Source organism: Microbacterium sp. NPDC079176 (genome assembly GCF_040686675.1).
GTDB lineage: Bacteria > Actinomycetota > Actinomycetes > Actinomycetales > Microbacteriaceae > Microbacterium.
Map to the genome: position 1 here is coordinate 319927 of NZ_JBFBLM010000006.1, position 25652 is coordinate 345578.

Below are 25652 nucleotides of genomic sequence, written 5' to 3' on the forward strand. Positions count from 1 at the left end.
CAGGGTGACGGACGTAGGCTGAGGAGAACGGGAGGTGAGTATGTCGCTGATCAACGTCGCACAACAGGTGCGTGGACCGCGCACGCTCACCCATACCGTCGTGGCCGTCCTCGCGGTCGCCGTGGGCGTCATCGCCGGTCTGCTGGCGATGCACTCCTTCAACTCGCACGCGACAACTGCCGGCCACCACGACACCGTCGCAGTCAGCACTCAATCCGGAGCGGCCGACCAGCACCACGACACATCCGAAGCCGCCACCCTGCAGGACTCACCGACAGCGGCAGCGGGATGCGCGACGTGTGGGGGCGGGGATCCGATGACGTGGATGGCGTGCGTCCTCGCACTCCTGGTCGCCACGATCCTGCTCGGGCGGATCGGGCTCGGCTGGCGGCATGCCACCCTGATCACGGCACTCGTGGCCGCGACGACCCGTTGGCCCGCCCGTGCCCACGCGCTTCCGCCACCGCCCTCTCTCACGGTTCTCTGCATCAGTCGCACGTGATGACGCGCTAGCCCCCTTTGCGGGCACGCACCCCTGGCACCGGCAATAGCCGGGCCTCATCACCGACCCTTGGAGAACACTCATGAAGATTCGACCCGCAGCGATCGCCGCACTCACCCTCACTGCCCTTCTCGCCCTCACGGGCTGCGCCGGAAACACCGGTTCCGGCAACGGCATGGAAGGCATGGACCACGGCGGCAGCTCGTCCGCACCCACCGACACAGCGGACGCGAACGACGCCGACATCATGTTCGCCAGCATGATGAAGGAGCACCACGCACAAGCCATCGAGATGTCCGACGTCCTTCTCAGCAAAGACGGCGTCGATGAGCGCGTCGTCGCCCTCGCCGAAGAGATCAAGGCCGCTCAGGAGCCGGAGATCCAGACAATGGACCAGTGGCTCGAAGACTGGGGCGCGGATATGGACAGCATGGAGGGCATGGATCACGGCAGCGGCATGATGTCCGAAGAAGACATGCAGGCCCTCGAAGATGCCACCGGTCCCGATGCTGGCCGTCTGTTCCTCGAGCAGATGATCCAGCACCACGAGGGCGCTGTCGACATGGCGCAGAACGAAGTCGACAACGGTCAAAACAGCGACGCCATCGCACTCGCTGAGACGATCATCGACACGCAAACCGACGAGATCGCCACCATGAAGGAGATCCTCGCAACTCTGTGATCCCCGGGGTGGGGTGCGGGGCTCCCGCACCCCACCCCGTGATCTGTTGCGCACACCATCATGCGAACCCTCAAGAAGCTCACGTTGCCCACTTTTCGACAGCGACACCGAGCGGCACTCACGCTCTCCACAACGATCGCGGCCAGCATTGTGCTGGCCGGCTGCACGGCACCCGCCGAGCCCACCACCGGGCACGACCACGCCGCGTCCATCAGCCACGTCCACGCGATCGTGCCTAACCCCTCCGAGGACGGATACCTCCTGGGTGCCCATGACGGGATCTACACGGCCACACCGGATGGGGAGGTCGGCTCGCGTATCGAGACGACCGACTTCGACGCAATGGGCCTCATCACTGTCGGTGATGCTCTCCTCGCGTCCGGGCATCCCGGACCGACCACGGCCCCAGAACTCGGCTCCCCCAACCTCGGAATCATCCGGAGCGACGACAGCGCCAGAACTTGGACGCCCGTCTCATTCACCGACGAGAAAGACTTCCACGTCCTTGCCGCCGGGAAGAACGACACCCTCTACGGGATCGCCTCGGACTCCGCGGAGCTCCTCCGCACTGACGACCTCGGTGAGACCTGGTCGCCGGTCGGAGAAATTCTGGCGTTCAGCCTCGTCATCGACAGTGAAGGGCAACTGATCGCCGCCACCCCAGACGGGGTGCAAATCAGCACTGATGAGGGCACCACTTTTACACCTCTGAACGAGGCGCCTGCGCTCTATCTACTCGCCGTGTCACCTGACGGCAAACGGCTTGTCGGTGTCGGTCGCGGCGGACAGATCTGGGCCAGCACAGGATCCAAAGCCGAGTGGGTTCCCGCCGGCGTCACCCACGGCTCCGCACAAGCGCTCGCGACCACGAACGACGGTGACATCTTGGTCTTCGATGACAGCGGCCTGGCGGCAATAGCCAAGTAAACGAGAGGACGATATCTCCAGCGAAAGACGCTCACCTGTCCCGCTACACGCCGAAACTGTCTGCCGATACGAGGTTTCGGCGAACCATAGCGGCACGCCTCAAGCGCCGACTAACTGCTGCTGCCGCAAACGATCGTTTCTGGCGGATCTGGAGCGCGGTAAGCGCGAGCACGGCTATCGTCCGCTGGCTGGGGCGGTCGAGTCAGTCGGCGAGGGCGCGAGTGCGGTGAACGAGCCAGATCGTCAACGCGATGCCGATGATGATTGGCACCGGTGATCATTTCGCCTGTCCAACCTCCGAGGGGCCAGACCAGCCCGGCAAGGGCGGAGCCGATCGTGCCGCCGATGAAGTTCACGACGACGAACACGGTGTTCAGGCGGCTGCGGGCGGCGGGATCGATGGAGAGGACTGCGACGCCGTGCGCGGGTTTCCGACCTGGCCTAGAAAGCGCTGCGACTCGGATTCGCGTTTGCCGGAATGATGTGACTGGCCGCAGCGCCACGCGCTGGTGTCGGAGGGGGCTGCAAGACTGTCCGCATGGCTGCGAGCAGAGGTGTGTCCCCGCTAGTGTCCTTGGCGACGTCGATGCATTCGCAACCAGGCGTCTATGTGGTGATGCTGGGCTCCGGCGTCTCGACCGGCGCCGGCCTGCTGACCGGCTGGGGTGTGGTGACGGAGCTCGTGGCTCGAGTCGCAGCCGCATCGGCTCCTGACGATGTCGATGCCGTTTCCGCAGCCCGGGCTGACCCGGAGTTGTGGTGGAGTCAGAACGGTGAGGGCGAGCTGGGATACTCGTCTTTGCTGGAGCAACTGGCTCCGTCCGCGGCGGCTCGGCAGGGGTTGCTCGCAGGATTCTTCGAGCCCGGCTCGGATGACGAGACGCCGGTGCGGCAGCCGAGCAAAGCACATCGTGCGATCGCGGAGCTTGTACGCCGCGGATCGGTGAAGGTCATTGTTACAACCAACTTCGACCGACTAATGGAACAGGCCCTGGAAGCGGCGGGTGTGTCTCCCCAGGTAATCTCCCGGCCGGAGGCGGTCAATGGGATGGCACCGCTGGCGCATTCAGACGCGACGGTCATTAAACTGCACGGTGACTATCGAGATCTGGGGACCCGGAACACACCGTCCGAGCTCTCGGACTATCCCGCAGAGTGGACGGGTCTGTTGGACCAGGTGTTCGACGAGTACGGGCTGATCGTGTCGGGCTGGTCGGCGGACTGGGATGTCGCGCTGGTCGGCGCGTTGGAGCAGTCGACGTCGCGAAGATATCCGTTGTACTGGGACCAGCGCAGCAGTCGCGGCGACACGGCCAAGCGGCTGCTAGCGGGGCGTGGCGGGATAGTGCTTCCCTCATCGAGCGCTGATGATCTGTTCGGTGAGCTCGTCGAGAGCTTGGAGGCGTTGGACCGATTGTCGGCGCCGCCGTTGACGACGGCGATGGCAGTTGCCCGGCTGAAACGGTATCTGCCTGACCCGGTTCGACGGATCGATCTTCACGACCTTGTGATGGGTGTCGTAGATGGCGTGGTTGACTCGATCGCCGCTCAGCCCATCTCCTCCGTCGATGGTGCGGAAGTCACTTGGCAGGTGGTGGATGAAGCGATCGATGCCCATGTCCGTTCGATGGATCAGCTTGCCCTGTTGCTGATCGAAGGAGTGTGGCATGACTCCGACGGGGTGCACGACCGGCTCTGGGTCGACGTGGTCCAGCGACTGGTCAATGCCGGCGCGTCGTTTCCGCCGCAGTTCAACCAGGCGCTGCGCTCGGTGCGGCTGATTCCGGCGTTGGTGGCCGTCGCGGTGATCTCGATCACCGCGACCCGGCGAAACCGAGAAGGATTGCTCCTCGCGATCGCGACCGAAGTGGAGGGCCATACTCATCCCGGGTTCGATCAGCAGGCGAACGTCGCGCAGCTCATTCACTATCAGCGGCTTTTCTCGGACGATTGGGCCAAGAATCTGCCGCGCTGGGCGGGTACGAGTGGCTGGGTCTATCCAACCAGCCACCTGTTCGGGACCGAGATCCGTCGCTTCTTCGCGGATCTCATCGCGGACGAGGAAGAGTTCCTGACGGCGTATCGTGGCTTCGAGTATCGGATCGGGCTGATCCAGGAGTACACGCCCGGTCATCATGCGATGAGTGGCGAGTACGTTGGCGAGTGGGCATGGCGGGGTGAGGAGCCCCAGGCCGAGTTGACTTTGCGCAAGCAGGCGGCGCGCGGTCATGCGGGTGCGTGGGATGCGTTCTTCGACGGCAAGTTCACGCTCGATGAGGCGCTCATCGCCCATCGGGCAATCCTGAAGCGCTATCAGCGGTGGTGAAAGTTCGGCTCAGTCTCTCAACTCCCTAGCGATCAAGGCGTCGCAGATGCGGACCTCAGACTGACTACGAGGGATAACCCGAGATGCCCGGCGGGGGCTGCGCCTCGTTCGATGCGATAAAACTGACTAGAGGCGCGACACATGGCGCCTAACTCGCTACTCTCAACTCATGGTGAGTGATGAAGACTTCGACCGCCTCGTACGAGAGGCCCTCCGGCTGTCCACGGAGCTGATGACTTCGCAGACCCTTCGGGACGACGCGGCTCGGCAGATCAGCATGCAGAACATCTCCGATTTTCTGTTTGCCCAGCCGCTTGAGGTTGAAGATCGGGCGACCGCCTATGTTCAGGCGAACGCGCATCTATCGGCCTTCTTGGTCGACTTCGCCGCACGGGCAACCAACTGGTCGGCGGACCAGATGGTGCAGTACGTCGCTCAGCACATCAGTGTGCGGACGGACCAGGACGAAGCCGAGCACTGAAGCACGATCGCATTCCAGGCGATCGTTTCGGCGCTCACTGAGACCGCGGCGCCGCACCTCGATACGCCTTGGGCAGGCTGCTCGATGCGTTCGACTACTGGCGTCTCGGTCGAAGCGCCCCAGCAATAGAGCGCATGAAATCCGCGAGATTTCGAGGAAGTCCGGGCCCCCGCGCCTGTGCGTTACTTCGACTGGTTGCGCCGCTCGATGAGAGCGAGCGTCTCTTCAGTCGTGAAGGTTCTGCCGTCACGCTCTGCGAGAGCGTTGGCATGAAGCCCCTCCATACCGTCCCGGATCTCCTGGAGGCGTGTAAGGCGAGCCTGGTCCTCCGAATTGGTCATGGTGTTGCCTTTCAAATGTTCGAGCGGGCAGTGTGTTCTGTCGATGGGTTACCGCGCGGGGGTGTTTTGCATTCGGCGCGAAGCCACGTTCGGCGCTCCGCGTTCGTTCCAGCACGAGGTGCCTCTGCGTCGATAGTCTTGCTCGGCTCTGACGCTTACGTTTCAGTCAACGTAAGAAAGTCTCCCCGCGACTCGAGTACGAGTTCGAACATCGTCCGGAGGAGCGCGTCGACGATTCTCAAATCGCCTCGCCAATGTCGCCTCCCGATGGTGCTCTCGTCCCGCCCGGTGATTGACCCGCCGAACCTGGCGCGGCTCTGGTCGGGCGTGTGAGGAGGCTCAACAACCTCTGCTTTCGACGTCGGTTCTTCTACTGCAAAAGTGCGACCAGGCGCTTGCCAGTTCGTTTGAATTCTTCTTCCTTAAGCCGTTTCACGCTAGTGCCGATGAACAGCTCGAGGACACGCTTGTGGGCTACGTCCGCGGGGAAGTTCGGCCGCTTCTTGCCGCCTGCCGCGACCAGGGCGTAGTCGCCGCCGAGTGCGCTGAGGATGCCACGGGCGCCGTCGAGACCAATGCGAGTGAGATCGTTGGCCAGCAGAGAGATGCATTGATCGGCCCTCGCACCGGCGGCGCGCAGGGCAGTGATGCGGGGCGATTGAATCTTCCAGCCGCCGTTGATGAGCGCTGCGGCGATGTCGATGGCATGCTGCCGGGTGACCCCGTCCAGGAAGGTGTCGAGCGACTTGACGACGGCGAGCTTCGTCGATGACGTGAGGTCGGAGCTGCGGATGAACGCCCCGATCCATGGGGCGGGGAGCATGGTCGGCGATACGAGTGTTTTGAATCGTGTGGAGGCCTTGATGGTCTTCTCCATCGTCGTCCAATCGACCATCAGCGTCGAAGAGAAAGCGGTCGCATCGTCGGCTAGGAGACCGGCGGTGAGGAGCCGAGCGACGAGGTCACCGCTTTCTGGGGTCAGCGCATTCGCCTCCAATACCCCCGGGGAGAGGGTGGCGACGGTCTTCACGCGGGCGAGCGTCGACGGGATGACATCGTTCGCGCGGAGGATCGCGTGTGCGATTTCGGTGCGCGTGCCCTCCTCCAAGAGCATTCCCCCGTGAATGCGACGCGGCTTCAACAGCACAGCAAGCGATTCATCGACCCCATATGTGTCGATGTATGCGGCGACGTTGGTGGCGGTCGCGGTGATGCGCTGCGCGGTCACGACGTCCGGCCAGGTGCTATCGGGAACCTCGGTGATGTCCGGGATGCGCAGGTCGGATTTGACGGCGAGGGTGTCGGTCAACGTGTCCGGGGCGAGGGTCGCGACGTCCCGGATCAGCGCGACCAGTTGTTTCGTGTCTGCGACGAGGGCGAACTCGGACGGTTTCTTGCGCACCAATGGCAGGTAGCGCTCGATCTGACGGACCGTGAGGGTGTACAGGGTGGCGTTGCTGCGTCGGAGAGCGCCGAGCTGGACGCGCCCGCGGGGCACGAAGACGCGCAGGTTGCTCTCCGAGATCGGGAACAGGCCGGCATCCAATGCCGCCGTGCGGGCATGATCGTTCAGCGGGGCCAGATCCGCGACGATCTGCCCGGTGTCGGTGAGCAGCCCCATCACTGCCCGGGCATGCGCCGCGGAAGCCGGGTGGGCGACACTGGACAGATCGGCGCTGTGGGTGGCGATGTACCGTGCGAGGAGAGCGGTGCTGTTCTGAGTGTCTGCGTTGACAGCACCGAGCACGGCATCCACTACCATCAGCCTGTCCTCCTCCGCGATCGCTGTGGAGGTGGCGGCATAGTGGGCGACGTCTCGCCAGTGCGGAACGAGGGCGATCAGAAGCGCCGGCACCGCGGCGCCCTGCATGGCATACACGTCTAGGAACGCCGTTGTCGTCTCATCTCTGTCCGCCCATTGACGGGCCACCGTCGCCGCCGCCTCGGGGCGGCGGGCGAGGAGGTAGTCGACGACATGAATGTTGAGGATGCTCGCGTCGCTGAACAGGTCGGCGTCGTCCTCTTGGGCGTTCTGTTCGCGGAGGATCTGTCGCACGTCTCGGCGGCTCAGCTCAAACGTGAAGTCGGGAACACCCGGGCTGATGCACCGGTAGATGTACTCGCGTGCCTCTTTGCTGAGGTGGGTGCCGTAGTAGGTGGACGCGTAGAGGGCGAAATGGGATGTCACATACCCTTTCCGCACCAGGTCGCGGGCGAGCTCCGAGGGAAGGATCGCGTCAACGAGGTCAGCGAAGCGCACGTCGGTGCGGCCGCGCAGGACGACACTCAGTCGTGCGCCTTCCTCGGCGGTGAGGGTGAACATGTCCGCGTCGGCGGTGACATCGTCGCGGGCGTTGAGCTGTTCCCAGGTGTGGTGTCGGAGAAATAAGGCTTGTTCGCGGAGTGTCGCTTCGCTTGCGGCTGCCGCCTGAGTGTTGTGGGTGATCCAGTCCGCCGGGTCGACACTTGTGTGCAGGAGTTGTGCGAGGTGCTCGGTCGTGAAGGTGAACGAGGTGGTGGCGGCCCCGTTGCGGGTGATCGCGAATGCGAGTTCGCCGTCCTTGGTGAGGTTCGTCCACCCGTCAGGTGTCGCAAGCGCGTCCTCGAGGTCGGGGTCTAGGGTGATGCTCATCGGGGAGGGGAGCGCCTCATCGAGAAGGTCTCGCAGGCGGGCGATCCGGGTGCCTAGGTCGGCGGCACGCTCATCGATACCGACCGTGTCATGGGTAATCCCGCGGAGCGCCGACAGCTGTCCCAGTGTCTGGGTTGTTGCGGCCGCGACGAGCGTCCGCCAGGCGACGAAGAGGTGGTCGAGGGAGCTGTCACGCTGTCGAATGCTCTCGTAGTCCCTCAGGTGCGTGTTTTTGAACAAGACGACCGCGAACACCAGGTCGTCGGTGATATCGGGAAGAACGCGCTGGGACGCGACAAGCTCATGGCGGTAGATCTCGAACTCGTTGCGGATGTTCTGGATCATACGCATGTCGGCGACGTGGCGCGCGGCGAGGCGGATGAGAGACGCGTTGATTTTGAAGTCGGGGCTCTTCATCGCATCCGACATCACATCTCGGGCGTTGTCGGGGCTGATAAACGGCACCACCGGAATGATGACGTCGAAGAATTTGGTGCGGCTCGCACGTTTGAGTGCTTCCTTCGCGTGATCTTGCGACACGTCCGCCGGTGGGGTTGCGGGGTCGGGAGAGCCGATGCGTTCAAACACGCTGTCCCGGATTGCATAGATGAAGACGACGCGACGCCCCACTTGCCGGGATCCGTTGAGGAGTCCGTTGAGGGCACGCAACGTGTCGAACACCTGCGCGTCCTCGAAACGGTCGATGTCTTCGATGACGACGATGTCACAGTGGGTCGCTTCGAAAAAATAAACGATCTCATCCAGATACGCGTCAAAATACGTATCCGACTGCTTGGTCAGCGTCACCGTCGTGATCGCTGCGTTCACGGACGCGCTCATCAAGGGACGCACCCGCAGAAGCACTTGCACACCCCATGACAGGGCTACGAGTCCCGCGGCGACGATCAGATATGCGAGGACCTGACGCCACGTGCCCTCGAACCACAAAGTGATCAGCGGGTGCAGCGGGCCCAGGAGAAACAGAAGGCCCGCGACGATCAGCCCGATACCCGCCGCCCTCCACCTCTCGCGTGCGCGCGGGGCGACAGCGGCACGCCGGAAACGCGACTGCGGCACCTCCTCGACCGCGGTGCGATACAGGAGCTGCTTAACGATCTCCTTTTGAATCTGATTCACCCGCGAAGTCGGCGAATCCTCCGCCGCGCCGGGACGGTGCGTGTCACTCGTCTGACCGATCGTCGACAACGACAAACCCACGACCCTCGAGCGGTACGCCTCGCTGGTACGGAGTCGACTGAGGATGCTGCTCTTTCCCGTCCCGTAAGCGCCGGTGACGGCGATGTTGCGGGTGTCATCGTGGGCGAGGGCCCGTTCGAGCAGGTCGAAATACACCTGGTGCTCGGACTCCTCGAATCGGGGAGCAAGAGAGCCCAACCTCATCGTTCGGCCCCGTCGGGGGGCACCACCCGGGTGCTCCGCGTCGTCATCGACAGCGGTCGGAATGAGATTCTCGGCCATCACCACATCGTATTCATTCCTCCGCATGGACGACGGCTTTCCGAAGTCGCGCCCCTTCACGGAAGGCAAGGTGGATCTCTCTTGCTGGTACGAGCGCATCGTCGTCGCGGGTGGGATAGAGCGTCTTGAACGGGCGGGGGTGCTCCTGCGGGTGAGGCCGTTCTTCACGCCGCGGACCCGTACGACCGCCACGCAGATCCGCCGCGGAACGCACCAGGGCACGTTTCGGACCAACGGGACCGGGACGGCCTCAGAGTGATGTGTCGTTGGGGCACGGGTGGAGATTATCTTGCTCCGCACTTTCATAACTCGCCGGCACCGTGGAACCCGGAGGCTGTGTGTCCGTCCGAATGCGGCGGGTGTATTCGACGGCATTTCGTGCTCGGGAACGGGGCGTCGCGCGTCCTCGCGGTTGCTGCGTGCGGGGCTGGTGGAGTTTGATGCGTTGTCTCCGAGCGAAGAGCCGCGGGTGGTTCACGAGCTAGTTCCCGCGTCGGCGCGGATCGGGGTGAAGGATCGTGCCGCGATGATCCTTCACCCCGCGCACGAGGACTTTGGTGTGCTCGATGACACCGTTGGCGGGCAGGAAATCGAGATCATTGTGCGGGATCCGCGCTGGTCTTGCGCGACGTTCCTGTACCGGTTCGCCTGTTGCGGCGGCACGGAGATCCTCCTCTGCTGCTTCCGGGGGTGTCGCCGTCGTTACGACGCTTGGTGTAGCCGCCGTCTGGCCTACCCGTCATCGGACACACGCTCCAACCCGCACGCTCGCTAGTGGACTCGCCCGGAGTGGGTGAGGAACCGGGGCGTGTGTTGTACGGGCGAGGGCTAGTCTGCGTCGGCCACGGCGGCCGTTGTTTTAGGTATGTCGGTGTGAGCGGTCTGAGCGGTGATCGGGATAAGGGCGATCACCGCGGTGATGTTCCCTCCGCGCCTCATCCATGTGTGTGGGCTGGTGGGGTGTCCGTTGTGGGTCAGACGGGGGGAGCGGGTGATCATGAATCGGTGGGTGTCCTCCGGTGTCCAGCCTGTGGGCAGAACGGAGATTAGGCGAGGAAGTCCGGGCAGGATGCTGCCGTTGTAGCCGAACTGCCACATCGGGTACCGACGCCGGTGGTGCACAGTGAAGAACCACAGGGTGCCGTTGCGTGCGAGGCGTTGGACCTGGCGGGCCCCGACCTGCAGAAAATCGGCGGCCTCGTCGTCACTGAAAGAATCGATCACCGCCTCGAGCCGGTCACGGAACTCCGGCCGCATCCGCTGCGATCCTCTCTCTGCACCATCCAAGGGCGCCTCGACGGCGTTCTCGTCGCGGATGTGCTCGCAGTCGCCGTTGCGTGTCTCATCGTGGGTGTATTTCGCCGTGGTCTCTGTGGCGCGGTCGGCGGCGGTGTCGAAGACCTTCCCGTCAGCGTCGGTGATGATCTGGACGATCGTGCGCAAAAGGGCGGAGAAGAGCTTTGTGTCGCGCCCGGACTCCAGGATCGTGGTGAACAGACGGCTGAGTTCGTCGATTAGTCCCGCCGCGTCATCGTCGCTGAGCGCGGATTCCCGATGGGACTCGGGAGCCCCCTTCGGAGGGGTCGCGGGTGCGGGGATCATCATTCTGGATCGGGGGTGTGGGGGTGCGCGGAGATACGGAGGGGGTCAGGTCCGTCGATGCGCCATCGTGTGGGTGTCGTCGAGGGCTGCGGATGGTCTGTTGGCGTCGAGCGTGTGGGGTGCGGGTAGCTGCGGTTTTGTTGGAGGGCGCGGGAGCGTTCGCGGAAGCGGGGGCCCACGCGCAGACTTCGGGTGACTCCTCGCTCGAAGGCTAGGTACCCGCGTCGCCGCCACTCCACCGCGGCGTACAGCCGGAAGTCGCTCCCGCGCCGACGCTCCACCGGGTCCCAGTTGGCGGGAAGTTCGGAGGGCATCCCATCGGTGTCCGGGAGGAGGTGCTCGAACAGTTCCCGGAACGTTGGCCCTTGGCCGTGGCGGCGACGGTACTGGGCGATGAAGACCCCGGCTGCCAGGCCCCATTCATCCGCGGTGGGGTCGGTGGTGAACTCTTCGAACACGTATGTCCACGCCGCAGGCGGAGGGTGTTCTTCGCCGCGCCACCAGATCACTCCAGGCCTGCCAGTCATCGTTACCGTCACATTCGCGGTCGCACGCTATGGGCCTGCCCTGCGATGCGACCGGGAGGTTCGGAGGGCCGGCAGCACACGTGCAGAGCGGAATAGATCCGGCGGTAGACGATTGTTTCGTATGGCCACCGAAATTATGTCATACCGGTAAGGCCATACCGGGAAGCCTTGTTCGGGACGCTGGGAGTGTGGTCAGGCGTGCGGATGATGTGGATGAGCAGTGGCGTATTTTCGTCCAAAGTCTCGCCGTGCAGCTGCGTCGGCGCCGCGTCGAGTCTGGGCTCAGCCAGGAGGACGTCGCATACCGTGCGGGATTGAGCCGGTACATCTATCACCAGTACGAGAAAGGTGAATCGCGGAGGGGGTCTCCCGCGAACCCAGGGCTGCGATCGATCATGGCGATCGCGCAGGTCCTCGACGTGTCAGTGGACGAACTCCTCCCGCGCCCCCTACCCGATCTTCGAGGACGCTGACCGAAGCGCTGCCCTTAACCCGTGTGACGCGTTCGCTCCCGGCACGGCCCTGTCGGTCGCTCTCTGGTGCGGTCGGTGTCGGGGTGTGGTGGCGGTCGGGATTAGGCCGAGCAGTAGAACTCGATGGTGGCGAGGCCGCCGACGGCGTTGTGCACGAACGTGAGAAATTCTCGGACTTGTCCGGCGCTGATGTCGACGGTAGGTGCGGCGAGGCGGTGTTCGAGGTCGTTGATGCTCAGTCCGGGCTGCACGATGACGATGGTCGCCTCCAACAGGGGTGGGGTGTCGGCGATGGATTCCTCGGTGCGGGCCGGGTCGAGGCCGCAGAGGGCGCGAATGTCGGACAGGTCGCCGGCGATGAGGCGGAGCGGTGGTCGTTCAGTGCCGTCGAGGCGGCGGGCAACACGGTTCCAGAATCCGCGGTCGGTGACATGCCGGCGGCTTTTCGCAGCCTGTTGGGTGACGACTTCCATGTCAGTGACCCGAACAGCAGGGGTGGTGGAGCTGGAGAACTTCGAGTGCCACATCTCAAGACGGATGCGTCCGGTCGTGGTGCGTTCGATGACGATATGGTCGGCGATCTCGCCTCCTCCGTCGTTGTTGAACACCCACCGGGACACACCGGGGGCGGTGGGGATCGTGAGGCGGTCCTCGACCCACTGGTGGATGGAGATGAGGCCGGAGGCGGGGCGGACTTCTTTTGTGATGTCGACGCCTGTCCAGGTGATCGGGGTGAAGGGGATTGGGGGGAGGGAGCGTTCAGCGCCGGGGGAGCGGAAGGTGGTGGGGCCGCTGATGGTGGTCCCGTCGAGGAAGTACACCAGGGGTGGGTCAGCGTCGAAAAGCTCCGGGATGGTGGCTTGGTGGCCGGTACCACGGCGCAGGATCTCGTCGCCGCGGATGGTGGTGAAGCGGCCGTCGATGGTTTGTGTTCCTGCCCAGATCGTCACGGTCGGCTCCGTCGGGTCGAACACCCGCACCGACAGGTGCGCCGCGTCCTGGGGGTCTGTGGGGCTCGGTTCGATGTCCAGAGATTCGATGGTTCGCCCGTCGGGAAGGGCCCAGGACGCACCAAACAGGCCTGGGTTCAGTTCGGCGGCGAGGGGCTGGGCGCCGAACGTGTCGGTGCGGATGCCTTTGGACACGTTGGGCAAGAGCGGGCCGGAGTCGGTGATGCGCGGCGACCAGTACCGACCGGCGAGGTCGATGGCGAAATGTTCGTATTCGCGCAGCCCGAGGTACCGGGTCTCCCAGTACTTCGCTTTCTCGGCGGCCAGGCCTGCGGTGGTCGTCGCCCCGGAACTCACCCGCACCTGAGCCATGGCGTGGCCGAGGGAGCGGGAGTGGGTGTCTGCGTCGCGGAGACCTCGGTCGATGCCGCTGCCCGCGAACGTGGAGTAGGCGGGTGTTCCGGGCAGTGGGGCGAAGGTGTTGCGGACGCCGACGGATGACACCGAGACTCGTTCGACGGAATCGAATGCCGCTTGGAGAGAGGCAGGATTGCCGTTTCGTACCTCACCGGTGGGGTCGAGGGTGTCGCGGATGGCGTTGAGGAGCCCGTCGTCTTGCGCGTTGACGAATAGCAGGTGCGGGCGGCGAGTGTCGCCACTGCGAATCCAACTCACCACGGCGAGGTCGAAGATGTCGCGGCGCAGCTCGGTGCCCGCGTACCAACTGGGTTGGTCGGATTCGGCGGTGATCACGATCAATTGCGTGTGGAGGTCGTTGAGGCCCGCGTACACAATCTCTCGCCCGAGGATGCGTTCCCCTGGCCGCAATGGCGCGGGGACGCCGTCGCTGAAATCGGGCTCCCATGGGTTGAGTACGGGAACCTCGTACATGCTCGCGCGTGCCAAGGGGCGGATCGCCGACAGCGAGAACGTGAACGGTGCGTCCTCGAATGCGGCGAGATAGGCTCGATCGGCTTGTTCACGATGAATGTCATCGTCGATCAGCGTGGGCAGGATCTGCGCCCAGTCGGCGTCCTCCACATACAGGGACCTGAGCGCGCCCGTGAGGGCAGGGTAAACATCCTCGTCATGGACGGTGACTAGAACAGAATGTTGGGGGTAGGCGGGATTCGTGCGGGCGAGGCGCCCGATGAACTGGATTGTCGCGGGCTCGGACTTGTGCTTGTCGTGATATCCCACCACCCGCAGGCGGGGCACGTCTATGCCCTCTCCGAGCATATCCACCGCGATCACCGCACGTAGCTCACCGCTGTTCCATCGGGAGAGCATCGATTGTCGGTCAGTGGTGGAGGTAGTGCCAACTATGATCTCCGCAGTTAGCCCCAACCGCGCATACAGCGTCTGCAGCGTTGTGGCTCGAAGCACACTCCCGGCCCGGATCAGGGCGACACTCGTCGCATGTTCCGCCTCGCTCATCGTCGCGACCACTCTCTCAGCGATCGCTGTATCTTTCGCCGTCTCTGTGAGCGGCGCGGGGATCTCGAGGATCACCGGGGTGATCGGATTGAACAGATTGTCAGCGATCGCGGCGCGCAGAGGGAAATGGTAGACGTGAGTCCCCGGGAGAAGTCGACCGTCCGCACGGCGCGGGGTGGCCGTTAGCAGAACCGCGCGCGCGTTAGTGAAGTAGTCGAGTAGCGCCCGCCACGTCGCAGCCGGGGTGTGATGCGCCTCGTCCACGATGACCAGATCGAAAAAGTCGGCAGAAGGGAGCCACTCGGGCTCCATGTTTTGCGGACTGATGGAGTTCGGCAGAGCAACCACAACGTCAGACGACGCCAGGGCTTCCCAGTCAATTCGTCGGCCAGTCACCTCCGTGACCACCGGGCGGGGGTAGGACGAACTGACAGCGCCCACTTTCTCAAGATCCGGCTGATCACGGAACGCCGTCGCAAGCTGAAAACGCAGCTCTCTACTCGGCACCACGACAAGCGCCCGATGTGCACGAGCAATATGCGGTAACGCCGTCGCTACGCCAGTCTTTCCCGACCCCGTCGGCAGGGACACCAACAAGCGCTCACTCGGATCCAACGTCCAATGACTCGTGATAGCCGCCAACGCCCCCAACTGCGGGCGACGCCACGACGGGGTGGAAGGGCTTCGCAATAAAGAGAACCCGGACAGGTCCGTTTCGTACAACGACGATCGCGCAACCGGCACACCACCCGCCGATGGAAGTGCTGACTCGTCGCCCCCGTCCGTCCCCGCGTTACCAGTCATGACCGTCCTCCCCGGAACGCATTACTCCCTTGTCACCGGGCACTCTATCGGCGAACGGACAGATGACGTCAACAGTCGCTAGCGAGACGCTCCGCGGGACTCGGTCTGGTTGCACATGACTGTCTGATCTTGCGTAGCGACCTCACGCCCTCCTAAACAACCTCCTGATGCCTGTTTTTGCAACATCGCGACAATGCAAGAGAACGTACGGCATCGACGGGGCAGCTCATCGGGCCGCCCTCGGCGTGAGCGGCAAGACCGTAGCCTTCCTCGCCGGGGGAGTCGATCGCGCGTATCCCCAAGGCCATCAGCAGCTGCTGCGGAGAATCGTGGAGACCGGAGCCGTGGTGAGCGAAGTGCCCTGCGGCACCGCGCCGACGAAGTGGCGATTCCTCTCGCGCAACAGACTCATCGCCGCTATCAGCGACGCGACGGTCGTGGTGGAGGCAGGGTGGCGGAGCGGTTCACTGAACACCGCAGGACACGCGGCTGCGCTCGGACGGCCGCTCGGTGCGGTGCCTGGGCCTGTGACCTCCGCATCGTCGGCCGGCTGTCATCGGCTTCTTCGTGAATACGACGCGAGATGCGTCACGACCACCGCCGAGATACGCGAGTTGTGGGGTGACGCCGCACCCGGGACGACCGTTGGCGGAGCCACGGACCCGGATCGGTCTCGGGTGCTCGACGCCCTGAGCAGTCGCTCCGCACGACCCGTTCTCGAGCTGTCCCGAAGATCGGGGCTCGCTCCCGAGAGGATCGGCGCCCTCCTCGGGCTCCTGGAGCTGGATGGGATTGTCACGCGCGTCGAGAGCGGATGGCGGAAACGGCCGGACGGAGAGCGGCGCGGCTGACACCGCGCGGATTCGCGCTCCTGCACACTTGATCCATGCAGTTCCAGGCAGCAGCACACGCCTTCACCGAGCATCTCTCCCGAGTGCGTCGGCTGTCTTCAGCGACTGTGCGGGCCTACCGATCTGATCTCCGTGATCTCGCGGAGACCGTCGGCGATCGCGAGCTCGAAGACGTCACACTCGAGACACTGCGCGACTGGCTGTGGCGCGCGACTCAACGGGGGGACGCGCGGTCAACACTCGCGCGGCGCGCCGCGGCGGCGCGGTCCTTCTTCAGCTGGGCGCAGGAGCAGGAGCTCGTCGCACACGATCCGAGCCTCCGGCTGGTAGCCCCGAAGCGGGGGCGGACGCTGCCCGTCATCGCCTCTCAGGACGCGATGACGACTCTTCTCGAGGCGCAACGGCACGCCGCCGCCGCCGGTGATCCGATCGCGCTCCGCGACCATGCGATTCTCGAGCTGCTGTACGGGGCAGGGATCCGAGTCTCCGAGCTGTGCGGACTCGATGTCGACGATCTGGACCTCGACCGGGGCACGGCGCGCGTGTTGGGAAAAGGCGCGAAAGAGAGGGTGGTGCCCTACGGTGCTCCTGCACGTGATGCCACCGGTGCCTACCTGTCTCGAGGGCGGCCCTCACTGGCAGCACGAGCTACTCGGCCGTCGCCCGCTCTGCTACTCGGCAGTCGAGGCGCGCGGATCGGACCGCGCGCGGTCTATTCGCTCGTCGCCGACGTGCTCGCACCGTTCATCGGGGCGGACACGGTCGGCCCGCATGCGCTGAGACACACTGCCGCGACCCATCTCCTGGACGGCGGCGCGGACTTGCGAGCGGTGCAGGAGATCCTCGGCCATGCGAGTCTCGGTACGACCCAGATCTACACCCACGTGTCCGCCGAACGGCTGACCGCGACGTATCGCCTCGCACACCCGCGCGCCTGAACACCCGGTCACCGATTCATGGGGTCGTGCAGCAGGGGAGCAGCACCGCCCTGGGTACGGCGCCGAAGAGGAGCATCGGGTTGATGTACGCGCCATCCATTCGCACACCGAGGTGCAGAGTGCCGGGCGCCGCGTGGCCACCGGCAGCCACGGTGCCGATCACCTGCCCCGATGAGATCGCGTCTCCCGGCGAGAGCTCGGAGGACAACGGCTCGAACGTCGACACGTAGCCACCGGGGTGCTCGATCGTGATCAGAGGCCTGTCGACGACGGTTCCGCGGAATGCGATCGTCCCGTCGGCGGGAGCGCGGATCACAGCCCCCGGCGTCGTCGCGAGGTCCATCCCTCGATGGCCGGCACCGTACTCGTGCGCGGGAGCGCGATACGGCGACGCGATCGCGCGGCGCTCATCGGTCGGCCAGAGCCAGACGGGATACTTCGCACCTTCCGCGGATGACGCGCGCGCACGCGCCGGGATCGGAGCGACGAGAATCAGGACGACCAGCAGAAGGAACGCGATGGTCGCGCGTGCGCGGGAGTTCATGAGGCAATGGTCCGTCGTTCCCGCCCGCGGAGGGACGCGTCATCGCAACCCCCGCGATCCATGTGGGGAAGACATGGCTTCGGTGCATCGTGCAGGAGGAGTGAGGCCGCCGCATCCTGTATGCTGTTGGAGCACCTCGATCTCGGGGTGACTACGCGTGCCCAGAGCGACTTCGGTCGTGGCATCCACTCCCACTGGTCCTGATTCCACTCAGGCGGGTGTGCGCCGGGCACCAGGGAGTTCGGTCATCCGATCGACTCGACAACCTCAAGGGCGCAGAATCGCGCCGGAACAAGGAGACGACCATGGCTGTGGTCACCATCCGCCAGCTGCTCGACAGCGGCGTGCACTTCGGACACCAGACCCGTCGGTGGAACCCGAAGGTCAAGCGCTTCATCCTCACGGAGCGCAGCGGCATCCACATCATCGACCTCCAGCAGTCGCTCGGCTACATCGACAAGGCCTACGACTTCGTCAAGGAGACCGTCGCGCACGGTGGCACGATCCTCTTCGTCGGCACGAAGAAGCAGGCGCAGGAGATCCTCGCGGAGCAGGCCACGCGCGTCGGCCAGCCCTACGTCAACCAGCGCTGGCTCGGTGGACTCCTCACCAACTTCCAGACCATCGCGAAGCGTCTCGCTCGCATGAAGGAGCTCGAGGAGCTCGACTATGAGAACCCGGCTGCCTCGGGCTTCACCAAGAAGGAACTACTTCTCAAGAAGCGTGAGCTCGACAAGCTCCACAAGTCGCTCGGTGGTATTCGCAACCTCACCAAGACGCCGTCCGCTCTCTGGGTCGTCGACGCCAAGCGCGAGCACCTCGCCATCGACGAGGCCAAGAAGCTCGGCATCCCGGTGATCGGCATTCTCGACACCAACGCCGACCCGGACGACTTCCAGTACCCGATCCCCGGCAACGACGACGCCATCCGCTCCGTCTCGCTGCTCACCCGCATCATCGCGGACGCAGCGGCAGAGGGCCTGCAGCAGAAGCACAACCCCGAGACGGGCGACGCTGAGCCGCTCGCCGACTGGGAGAAGGAGCTCCTCGAGGCTCCCGTCCAGGAGTCGGCTGACGCCGCAGAGGTCGATGACGCCGCAGCTGACGAAGCTGCCACCGTCGAGACCCCCGCTGCCGACGAGACCGCTGCTGACGAGGCCGGCGCCGAGGCGCACGACGAGGCCATCGCTGCCGCTTCCGGCGAGGAGACCGCTGAGGTCGCCGCCGCCGAGGCAGCAGACGCCAAGTAATTCCGCGACCACCACACACATCACGAAGCAAGGAGCCACCACACATGGCCAACTTCACCATCGCCGACCTCAAGGCGCTGCGTGAGCAGCTCGGAACGGGAATGGTCGACACCAAGAAGGCGCTCGAGGAGGCCGACGGAGACGTCGAGAAGGCCACCGAGATCCTGCGTCTCAAGGGTGCCAAGGGCAACGCGAAGCGTGCCGACCGTTCGACCAGCGAGGGCCTCATCGTCGCTCGCGAGCAGGACGGCGCAGTGACGCTGATCGAGCTCGCCTGCGAGACGGACTTCGTCGCGAAGAACGAGCGCTTCATCGCACTGGCCGACAAGGTCGCCGACGCTGTCGCGGCCGTCAAGGCCGACTCGGTCGAGGCCGGACTCGCCGCCCAGGCAGGCGACAAGAGCGTCGAACAGGTCATCTCGGAAGAGGCTGCGATCATCGGCGAGAAGGTCGAACTTCGTCGCGTTCGCACGATCACCGGCGACAACGTCGAGGTCTACCTGCACCGCACGAGCAAGGACCTCCCGCCGCAGATCGGCGTCGTCGTCGCCTACACGGGTGACAACGCCGAGACCGCTCGCGGCATCGCGCAGCACATCTCGTTCGCGAACCCGTCGTACCTGTCCCGCGAGGACGTCCCGGCTGACGCCGTGGAGAAGGAGCGCGAGATCGTCACCGAGATCTCCCGCAACGAGGGCAAGCCGGAAGCGGCTCTGCCCAAGATCGTCGAGGGCCGTGTCTCCGCGTTCATCAAGCAGGTCGCACTGCTCGAGCAGGACTACGCGAAGGACAACAAGCTCTCCGTCGCCCAGGTGGCGAAGGACGCCGGTATCACCGTGACGGACTTCGCGCGCTTCAAGGTCGGCGCGTAACACCGTCGAAGGGGTTCGGATCACATGATCCGAACCCCTTCTTCATGCCCAGAAGGCACTATCTTGAATCGGGACGAGAGGAACACCCCCATGACCGAAGGCAACGGACGCCGTCGCGTTCTCCTGAAGCTCTCCGGTGAGGCGTTCGGCGCCGGACAGCTCGGCGTCAACCCCGACGTCGTCAGCCAGATCGCCCGTGACATCGCCGCGGCCGTCGACCGCGTAGAGATCGCGATCGTCGTCGGCGGCGGCAACTTCTTCCGCGGAGCGGAACTCAGCCAGCGCGGAATGGACCGGGGGCGAGCCGACTACATGGGCATGCTCGGCACGGTGATGAACGCCCTCGCGCTGCAGGACTTCCTCGAGCAGGCCGGAGCGCCGACCCGCGTGCAGTCCGCGATCTCGATGACGCAGGTCGCCGAGCCGTACATCCCGCTGCGGGCCGAGCGGCACATGGAGAAGGGCCGCGTCGTCATCTTCGGCGCCGGAGCGGGCCTCCCGTACTTCTCCACCGACACGGTCGCCGCGCAGCGCGCGCTGGAGATCGGGGCGCAGGAGGTGCTCGTGGCCAAGAACGGCGTCGACGCCATCTACACCGCGGACCCGAACAAGCACGCCGACGCCGAGCGCATCGAGCGCGTGACCTACCGCGATGCCCTTCAGCGCGGCCTCAAGGTGGTCGACTCGACCGCGTTCAGCCTCTGCATGGACAACAACATGGACATGAGGGTGTTCGGCATGGAGCCGGCGGGCAATGTCACGCGTGCGCTCCTCGGAGAGCCGATCGGCACTCTCGTCACCGCCTGAGTCCCTGACGGTGCTCACGCGCCGCGCCAGATAGAATTTCAGAACACCCCGACGATAGGAGTCACCGTGATCGCGGATGTCCTCGCTGAAACCACCTCCCGTATGGCACGAGCGGTCGAGGCCGCCAAGGAGGACTTCTCCACGGTGCGCACGGGTCGCGCCAACCCGCAGCTCTTCCAGAAGGTGCTCGTCGACTACTACGGAACGCCGACGCCGCTCGCCCAGCTCGCCTCTCTGGCGAACCAGGAGGCGCGCACCCTCATCATCACTCCCTACGACAAGAGTGCTCTGAAGGGGATCGAGCAGGCGATCCGGGACATGCCGAACCTCGGCGCGAACCCCACGAACGACGGCAACCTCGTCCGCGTGACGATGCCCGAGCTCACGGCTGAGCGCCGCAAGGAGTACGTCAAGCTCGTCAAGACCAAGGCCGAGGACGCCAAGGTGCACGTGCGCGGCATCCGTCGCAAGGCCAAGGACGAACTCGACGGTCTCAAGAGCGAGCTCGGAGAAGACGAGATCTCTCGCGGAGAGAAGGAACTCGACGCCCTCACGCGCCAGCACGTCGACCTCATCGACGACGCACTCAAGCGCAAAGAGGCTGAGCTTCTCGAGGTGTAGGCGGCATGTCCGACGAACGCACCGATGACGGCACCGACAAGCCGCAGACGCGCCGGGAGGCGCGCGACTCGTCGACCTCGACCGGCGCCATCCCGCTGGTCGATGGCGCCTTCCCGGCGTTCGACGCGACGAGCATCCCGCCACGTCCACCTCTCCCCGCCGAGGAGCGCGCGATGACGGAGTCCCCGTTGGACACAGCTGATCACAACGCGATCAGAGAGCAGTGGCGTGCCGCACGCGACGAGTTCGGGACCCACGTCACGAATGCTCGCGGGCAGCTCGACCAGGCGAACGAGCGCATCAAAGAGCGCACAGGGCGTGACCTGATCCTCGCGACGCTGATCGGGCTGGCGTTCGGCGCCGCCCTGCTCGCCTCGCTGTTGTTCATCAAGGTCCTCTTCGTGCCGTTCGCGTTGGCAGCGGCGCTGCTCGGGGTGTACGAGCTTTCCCTGGCACTGCGCGCGTCCGGGCGGCGGATCGACGTGATCGCTCAGTTCGTGGCGGCGACGCTGCTCGTGCTGTCCGCGTTCTTCCTCGACCTCTGGTTCGTCTGGGTGATGCTGTTCTTCGCCGTCGCATTCGTGATCGTGTGGCGGTTGGTCGCCCAGATGGTCGCCAAGGACGGCAGAACCTACGGCGATGTGCTGACGGATGCCGTCATCGGAGGCTTCGTTCAGATCTACGTGCCGTTCCTCGCGGCGGTCGCCCTGATCCTGCTCAAGCAGGAGGGTGGCCAGTGGTGGGTGCTGAGCTTCATCGCCATCGCCGTCGTGGCGGACACCGGCGCGTATGCCGCCGGGCTGGCCTTCGGCCGGCATCCGATGGCCCCGCGAATCAGTCCCAAGAAGACGTGGGAAGGGTTCGGTGGAGCCGTGGTGGGTTCCATCACGGCGGGTGTCCTCCTCGCGATCTTCCTGTTGCACCTGCCGTGGTGGATCGGCGTGATCTTCGGCGTCGCCATCCTGCTGTCCGCGACCCTCGGCGACCTCGGGGAGTCCATGCTCAAGCGTGATCTTGGAATCAAGGACATGAGCTCCTGGCTGCCCGGTCACGGCGGGCTCCTCGATCGACTCGACAGCATCCTTCCGTCGACGGTGCCCGCGCTGTGCCTGTATTTCCTCTTCTCCTCCTGGGTGGTGCTGTGATGGTCTTCGACGACGTGCGAACATCGGACGGTTCGGTTCAGCCTCCGGCCGCGTTCTCTGTGACGACCGGGCGCGTGCGCGGCTATCACCGCGCAGCGGTCGACACGTTCCTCGCAGCCGCTCGGGCTGCATTCGAAGGCGACGCGGACGATCTCGGCGCAGCCGACGTACGCGTGGCGTCCTTCCCGCTCGTGAAGAACGGCTATGTCGTGGCAGAGGTCGATGCGGCGCTCGGGAGAGTGGAGGACGCGCTGGCGGCTCGCGCGCGTGACCGGGCCGTCCGGTCGCAGGGCGCGGGGGCATGGGTCGAGCAGGCACGAGACGATGCCCAGATCATCCTCGACCACCTCGCGCGTCCGAAGCGTCAGCGTTTCGCGCGCACGGGCGTCCTCACCTTCGGGTATCGCATCGACGAGGTCGACCATGTGGGCACCCGCATCGCCCGCTATCTGCGAGACGGCGAACCGCTGACGGCCGAGCAGCTGCGTTCGGCGGCGTTCCGCATGCAGCGCGGCGGGTACCGGGAAGAGCAGGTGGATGCCCTTCTCGACGCTACCGTCGATGTGATCCTGGCGGTTCGCTGAGCGTTCTGATGGCCGACTCACGCCTCACCGGGTAGACTGCCACTCATCGTGAACTCCCGAAACGACATCACACCTCATCGCAAAGACGTCACGCCGGTGCCTGCATCGGCGGCGCTTTCGGCGCGCAGCGGTAGCCGCCGACGGGGCGTCGTCGGTTTCGTCAGCGCCCTCGCGGTCGTGGGTTTCGCGGCCGCGATGGTCGCCCCGACCGGCGTCGCGCTGGCTCAGCAGCCTGAGACGGAAGGCCCCGAGTCGGCGTACTCAGCGGCGCTCACGGAGACGCAGAATCTCACGGTGACCGCAGAGGGTGCCGCTATCGCACCGGTTCAGCGTGGATCGTTCTCGGTCTACGTGACGCCCAAGCCGACTCCCACCCCGACACCGACGACCGCGTCGTCCGGCTCATCCGGGTCATCGAAACCCGGTCCCAGCGCTCCTCTGTACTACACCGGCGGGGGAGCCCCTGCGGAGTGGATGGCCGCAGCGGGCATCGCGGAGTCCGACTGGGGCTTCGTCGACTACATCGTCTCCCGCGAGAGCGGCTGGAACCCGAACGCGACGAATAAGTCCTCTGGAGCGTGTGGGCTCGTCCAGGCTCTGCCATGCAGCAAGGTTCCCGGCAATGGTTACGACCCGGTGGACAACCTGCGCTGGGCAACGGGCTACGCCACGGGTCGATACGGAAGCTGGGCGGGCGCCCACGCCTTCTGGACGAACAACCACTGGTGGTGAGTCGGCCTCATGGCCCGCTCTCGCAGACGCCGTCCGGCGCGCCCTGACACCGACGATTCGCTCGATCGACTCCTCGCGTCCTGGAAGCGCACGGAAGTCCGTCGTGGTTCCGAGTGGACCGTCCAGCCGGTGTCGGCAGCTCAGGCGCTGAAGGAGTACATCTGTCCTGGGTGCGGGCGATCGGTTGTTCCCGGAACCGCTCATCTCGTGATCTGGCGCGCGGACGGGGTGCTCGGTGACGCCGCAGACCTCGCGGCACGCAGGCATTGGCACACACACTGTTGGAGGATTGCGTGAGCATGGAGATCCGTGGACCGATCGAGCTGCCTGCGCGGCGCGAAGACATCGCACTGGAGACCGCAGACGAGCTGACACTGGTCGGAGAGCTGGCGGTTCCCGAGTCGTCGGCGCCCGTGGCCACGCTCGTCACGCTGCATCCTCTCCCGACGGCCGGCGGGTTCATGGACTCGCACATCATCCGCAAGGCTGCCGCCCGTCTGCCTGCGCTGGCGGACCTCGCTGTGCTGCGCTTCAACACGAGAGGGACGACCTCTCCGCGTGGCACCAGCGATGGCGCGTTCGATGGGGGAGAGGCGGAGCAGTTCGACGTCGCGGCGGCGATGGGCTTCGTGCGCGAGCGCGGCCTTCCGCGCCCATGGCTGCTCGGCTGGTCGTTCGGCACCGAACTCGCGCTGAAGTACGGTCGGGAACACGATGTCGAGGGGATCATCCTCCTGTCCCCGCCACTTCATCGCGCCACAGACGCCGAGGTGGCGGCGTGGGCCGACTCCGATGTTGACGTCGTCGTGCTGGTACCCGAGCTCGACGACTACCTCCGTCCGGCCGAAGCACGCGAGCGCTTCTCCGCGATTCCGCATGCGAAGCTGATCGCCGTCGAGGGTGGCAAGCACCTCTGGGTGGGGGAGAGCCAGACTCGGAGAGTCCTCACTGAGATCGTCGCTGCCGTGAACCCGGCAGCTCTTCCGCTGCCGACGGAGTGGCCCGCCGACTAGAGCTCGTTCATGCGAGGGATCAGCACCTGCCGGTAGAGGATCAGGATGCTGGCTGCCACCGGAATCGCGATCAGCGCGCCGAGCAGCCCCAGGAGGCTTCCGCCCGCCAGCGCCGCGACGACGACGACCGCTCCGGGTACGGACACGGCCCGGCTCATGATGCGCGGCGAGATCACGTACGCCTCGATCTGCATGTAGATGAGGTAGTAGATGGCGGCGGCGATCGCTGTCGCCGGTGATCCCAGGCCGGGGATCAGGCACACGAGCACGATGATGGTCGACCCCGTGAGGGTGCCGACGAGTGGAATCAGTGAGAAGAAGAAGGCGACGACGGCGAGCACGGCCGGGAACGGCGCATCGATGATCGTGAGGAAGATCATGCTCAGGATGCCGTTGATGACGCCCTGGGAGACCTGGCCCATGACGTAGTAGCCGACCGAATCGGTGATCTGCTCGGCCAGGTCGATGAAGCGCTCGCGCTTGGATGCAGGAGCGAGCTGGTAGACGGCGCGCTTGAGCGACGGTGTCGAGGCCGTCAGATAGATCGTCAGGATGAGGATGATGAACGCGCCGAACAGTCCGCTCAGCAGTGCCCCGCCGGCGGCGAGCACGCCCTGCCCGATGGACCCCCCGATCTGGGCGAGGTTCGTCTCCAGCCAGTCGGTCACATAGGCGAAGACGTCATCCACCTTGAGATTGGGGAACGTGTCGACCATCCACTGGCGCAGGTCGAGGAGAAATGTCCCGCGTTGGACGATGGCCGTGATCTCGGCGATGAGCTGCGAGATCTGGTCGACCAGCACGGGGATGACGATCAGGATGATCCCGGCGAAGATCCCGAGCACCGCGAGGATCGTGATGAGCACGGCGAGCCAGCGGGGGAGACGCCTGCGCTCGAGGAAGGAGACGAGCGGGTCCAGGCCGAGACTGAGGAAGAGAGCCGTACCGACGTAGAGCAGCACGGTCGACAGGCTCTCCACGCTTCCGATCAGCAGGATTCCCAGTCCCACGCCGAGCGTCGCCACGAGGGCGGTGCGGAACGGGTTGTGGATCTTCATCGTTGCTCCTCGGAATGGGGGACTCTGCAAGCGTATCCACCGCACCACGACCGGCCGGGACGACGTGCCGCACG

22 protein-coding genes and 1 pseudogene are annotated in these 25652 nt (G+C 65.1%); 17 read left to right on the plus strand and 6 right to left on the minus strand.

Going from position 1 to position 25652, the window contains the following annotated elements; all coding sequences use genetic code 11:
- The first annotated feature begins 40 nt into the window (after positions 1-40).
- The 5 genes from AB0P11_RS16475 to AB0P11_RS16495 all read left to right on the plus strand — a co-directional run bounded on the left by AB0P11_RS16475 (position 41) and on the right by AB0P11_RS16495 (position 4918).
- The gene (locus AB0P11_RS16475) at positions 41-502 is read left to right on the plus strand and encodes a DUF6153 family protein (RefSeq protein WP_236571366.1); all 462 of its coding nucleotides are present in this window, start codon (positions 41-43) and stop codon (positions 500-502) included.
- An 82-nt stretch (positions 503-584) separates the two neighbouring features.
- Positions 585-1184 (plus strand): DUF305 domain-containing protein, encoded by a 600-nt coding sequence (locus AB0P11_RS16480; RefSeq protein WP_363523023.1) that lies wholly within the window; start codon positions 585-587, stop codon positions 1182-1184.
- A gap of 60 nt (positions 1185-1244) precedes the next feature.
- Positions 1245-2111, plus strand: a complete 867-nt coding sequence (locus tag AB0P11_RS16485; RefSeq protein ID WP_363523025.1) for a sialidase family protein — start codon at positions 1245-1247, stop codon at positions 2109-2111.
- Between the two features lie 538 nt (positions 2112-2649).
- Positions 2650-4437, plus strand: a complete 1788-nt coding sequence (locus AB0P11_RS16490; protein WP_363523027.1) for an SIR2 family protein — start codon at positions 2650-2652, stop codon at positions 4435-4437.
- 169 nt (positions 4438-4606) lie between these two features.
- A complete protein-coding gene (locus AB0P11_RS16495; RefSeq protein WP_363523029.1) occupies positions 4607-4918 on the plus strand; it encodes a hypothetical protein in 312 nt (103 codons plus the stop codon).
- 182 nt (positions 4919-5100) lie between these two features.
- Here AB0P11_RS16495 and AB0P11_RS16500 read toward each other — a convergent pair whose 3' ends face one another.
- From AB0P11_RS16500 to AB0P11_RS16510, 3 genes are all read right to left on the minus strand, one after another.
- Positions 5101-5259: a hypothetical protein gene (locus tag AB0P11_RS16500; RefSeq protein ID WP_363523031.1), complete on the minus strand. Its 159-nt coding sequence runs from the start codon at positions 5257-5259 to the stop codon at positions 5101-5103.
- Between the two features lie 370 nt (positions 5260-5629).
- Entirely contained in the window at positions 5630-9370 is a 3741-nt protein-coding gene (locus tag AB0P11_RS16505; protein WP_363523033.1) for a hypothetical protein, read from the minus strand.
- Between the two features lie 828 nt (positions 9371-10198).
- Complete coding sequence (locus tag AB0P11_RS16510) at positions 10199-10975, minus strand: hypothetical protein (protein ID WP_363523035.1); 777 nt, start codon at positions 10973-10975, stop codon at positions 10199-10201.
- Positions 10976-11528: 553 nt separating this feature from the next.
- On the opposite strand from AB0P11_RS16510, the gene AB0P11_RS16515 reads away from it, so the two are divergent.
- Positions 11529-11972 (plus strand): helix-turn-helix transcriptional regulator, encoded by a 444-nt coding sequence (locus AB0P11_RS16515; protein WP_363523037.1) that lies wholly within the window; start codon positions 11529-11531, stop codon positions 11970-11972.
- Between the two features lie 101 nt (positions 11973-12073).
- Here the strand turns inward: AB0P11_RS16515 and AB0P11_RS16520 are convergent, their stop codons facing one another.
- On the minus strand, positions 12074-15163 hold the full coding sequence (locus AB0P11_RS16520; RefSeq protein WP_363523039.1) for a DEAD/DEAH box helicase family protein: 3090 nt from the start codon (positions 15161-15163) through the stop codon (positions 12074-12076).
- A 206-nt stretch (positions 15164-15369) separates the two neighbouring features.
- On the opposite strand from AB0P11_RS16520, the pseudogene AB0P11_RS16525 reads away from it, so the two are divergent.
- Both AB0P11_RS16525 and AB0P11_RS16530 read left to right on the plus strand, forming a co-directional pair.
- A pseudogene (locus tag AB0P11_RS16525) lies at positions 15370-16014 on the plus strand (DNA-processing protein DprA); the annotation flags it as partial.
- A 35-nt stretch (positions 16015-16049) separates the two neighbouring features.
- Complete coding sequence (locus AB0P11_RS16530) at positions 16050-16952, plus strand: tyrosine-type recombinase/integrase (protein WP_363523041.1); 903 nt, start codon at positions 16050-16052, stop codon at positions 16950-16952.
- A gap of 16 nt (positions 16953-16968) precedes the next feature.
- Here the strand turns inward: AB0P11_RS16530 and AB0P11_RS16535 are convergent, their stop codons facing one another.
- On the minus strand, positions 16969-17496 hold the full coding sequence (locus AB0P11_RS16535) for a M23 family metallopeptidase (protein WP_363523043.1): 528 nt from the start codon (positions 17494-17496) through the stop codon (positions 16969-16971).
- 305 nt (positions 17497-17801) lie between these two features.
- Between AB0P11_RS16535 and rpsB the strand changes: the two genes are divergently transcribed.
- The 9 genes from rpsB (at position 17802) to AB0P11_RS16580 (ending at position 24520) form a co-directional block, all read left to right on the plus strand.
- On the plus strand, positions 17802-18746 hold the full coding sequence (rpsB, locus tag AB0P11_RS16540; protein ID WP_053095994.1) for a 30S ribosomal protein S2: 945 nt from the start codon (positions 17802-17804) through the stop codon (positions 18744-18746).
- Between the two features lie 44 nt (positions 18747-18790).
- Positions 18791-19618 (plus strand): translation elongation factor Ts, encoded by an 828-nt coding sequence (tsf, locus tag AB0P11_RS16545; protein WP_363523046.1) that lies wholly within the window; start codon positions 18791-18793, stop codon positions 19616-19618.
- Positions 19619-19708: 90 nt separating this feature from the next.
- Complete coding sequence (pyrH, locus tag AB0P11_RS16550) at positions 19709-20425, plus strand: UMP kinase (RefSeq protein ID WP_056278675.1); 717 nt, start codon at positions 19709-19711, stop codon at positions 20423-20425.
- A gap of 66 nt (positions 20426-20491) precedes the next feature.
- Positions 20492-21046 carry a ribosome recycling factor gene (gene frr / locus AB0P11_RS16555; protein WP_053095997.1) on the plus strand — a complete coding sequence of 185 codons (555 nt, stop codon included), beginning with the start codon at positions 20492-20494 and terminating at the stop codon, positions 21044-21046.
- A gap of 5 nt (positions 21047-21051) precedes the next feature.
- Positions 21052-22191 (plus strand): phosphatidate cytidylyltransferase, encoded by a 1140-nt coding sequence (locus AB0P11_RS16560; protein ID WP_056278676.1) that lies wholly within the window; start codon positions 21052-21054, stop codon positions 22189-22191.
- Complete coding sequence (locus AB0P11_RS16565) at positions 22191-22775, plus strand: DivIVA domain-containing protein (RefSeq protein ID WP_056278677.1); 585 nt, start codon at positions 22191-22193, stop codon at positions 22773-22775. Before AB0P11_RS16560 ends, AB0P11_RS16565 begins: the two co-directional genes overlap by 1 nt.
- A 48-nt stretch (positions 22776-22823) precedes the next feature.
- A complete protein-coding gene (locus tag AB0P11_RS16570) occupies positions 22824-23507 on the plus strand; it encodes a transglycosylase SLT domain-containing protein (protein WP_232224549.1) in 684 nt (227 codons plus the stop codon).
- Between the two features lie 9 nt (positions 23508-23516).
- Positions 23517-23804, plus strand: a complete 288-nt coding sequence (locus AB0P11_RS16575) for a hypothetical protein (protein ID WP_072591234.1) — start codon at positions 23517-23519, stop codon at positions 23802-23804.
- 2 nt (positions 23805-23806) lie between these two features.
- The gene (locus tag AB0P11_RS16580) at positions 23807-24520 is read left to right on the plus strand and encodes an alpha/beta hydrolase (protein ID WP_363523072.1); all 714 of its coding nucleotides are present in this window, start codon (positions 23807-23809) and stop codon (positions 24518-24520) included.
- Here AB0P11_RS16580 and AB0P11_RS16585 read toward each other — a convergent pair.
- Positions 24517-25578 carry an AI-2E family transporter gene (locus tag AB0P11_RS16585; RefSeq protein ID WP_053096001.1) on the minus strand — a complete coding sequence of 354 codons (1062 nt, stop codon included), beginning with the start codon at positions 25576-25578 and terminating at the stop codon, positions 24517-24519. The genes AB0P11_RS16580 and AB0P11_RS16585 overlap by 4 nt on opposite strands.
- Positions 25579-25652 lie beyond the last annotated feature (74 nt).

Bases quoted from the DNA above. Each gene is read 5' to 3' on its own strand.
- AB0P11_RS16585 (WP_053096001.1), bottom strand. From the start codon at position 25,578: ATGAAGATCCACAACCCGTTCCGCACCGCCCTCGTGGCGACGCTCGGC.
- AB0P11_RS16565 (WP_056278677.1), top strand. From the start codon at position 22,191: ATGGTCTTCGACGACGTGCGAACATCGGACGGTTCGGTTCAGCCTCCG.
- AB0P11_RS16495 (WP_363523029.1), top strand. From the start codon at position 4,607: ATGGTGAGTGATGAAGACTTCGACCGCCTCGTACGAGAGGCCCTCCGG.
- AB0P11_RS16490 (WP_363523027.1), top strand. From the start codon at position 2,650: ATGGCTGCGAGCAGAGGTGTGTCCCCGCTAGTGTCCTTGGCGACGTCG.
- AB0P11_RS16560 (WP_056278676.1), top strand. From the start codon at position 21,052: ATGTCCGACGAACGCACCGATGACGGCACCGACAAGCCGCAGACGCGC.
- AB0P11_RS16530 (WP_363523041.1), top strand. From the start codon at position 16,050: ATGCAGTTCCAGGCAGCAGCACACGCCTTCACCGAGCATCTCTCCCGA.
- AB0P11_RS16480 (WP_363523023.1), top strand. From the start codon at position 585: ATGAAGATTCGACCCGCAGCGATCGCCGCACTCACCCTCACTGCCCTT.
- AB0P11_RS16505 (WP_363523033.1), bottom strand. From the start codon at position 9,370: ATGGCCGAGAATCTCATTCCGACCGCTGTCGATGACGACGCGGAGCAC.
- tsf (WP_363523046.1), top strand. From the start codon at position 18,791: ATGGCCAACTTCACCATCGCCGACCTCAAGGCGCTGCGTGAGCAGCTC.
- pyrH (WP_056278675.1), top strand. From the start codon at position 19,709: ATGACCGAAGGCAACGGACGCCGTCGCGTTCTCCTGAAGCTCTCCGGT.
- rpsB (WP_053095994.1), top strand. From the start codon at position 17,802: ATGGCTGTGGTCACCATCCGCCAGCTGCTCGACAGCGGCGTGCACTTC.
- AB0P11_RS16520 (WP_363523039.1), bottom strand. From the start codon at position 15,163: ATGACTGGTAACGCGGGGACGGACGGGGGCGACGAGTCAGCACTTCCA.
- AB0P11_RS16475 (WP_236571366.1), top strand. From the start codon at position 41: ATGTCGCTGATCAACGTCGCACAACAGGTGCGTGGACCGCGCACGCTC.
- AB0P11_RS16510 (WP_363523035.1), bottom strand. From the start codon at position 10,975: ATGATGATCCCCGCACCCGCGACCCCTCCGAAGGGGGCTCCCGAGTCC.
- AB0P11_RS16535 (WP_363523043.1), bottom strand. From the start codon at position 17,496: ATGAACTCCCGCGCACGCGCGACCATCGCGTTCCTTCTGCTGGTCGTC.
- AB0P11_RS16580 (WP_363523072.1), top strand. From the start codon at position 23,807: ATGGAGATCCGTGGACCGATCGAGCTGCCTGCGCGGCGCGAAGACATC.
- AB0P11_RS16500 (WP_363523031.1), bottom strand. From the start codon at position 5,259: ATGACCAATTCGGAGGACCAGGCTCGCCTTACACGCCTCCAGGAGATC.
- AB0P11_RS16515 (WP_363523037.1), top strand. From the start codon at position 11,529: ATGGGCCTGCCCTGCGATGCGACCGGGAGGTTCGGAGGGCCGGCAGCA.
- AB0P11_RS16485 (WP_363523025.1), top strand. From the start codon at position 1,245: ATGCGAACCCTCAAGAAGCTCACGTTGCCCACTTTTCGACAGCGACAC.
- AB0P11_RS16575 (WP_072591234.1), top strand. From the start codon at position 23,517: ATGGCCCGCTCTCGCAGACGCCGTCCGGCGCGCCCTGACACCGACGAT.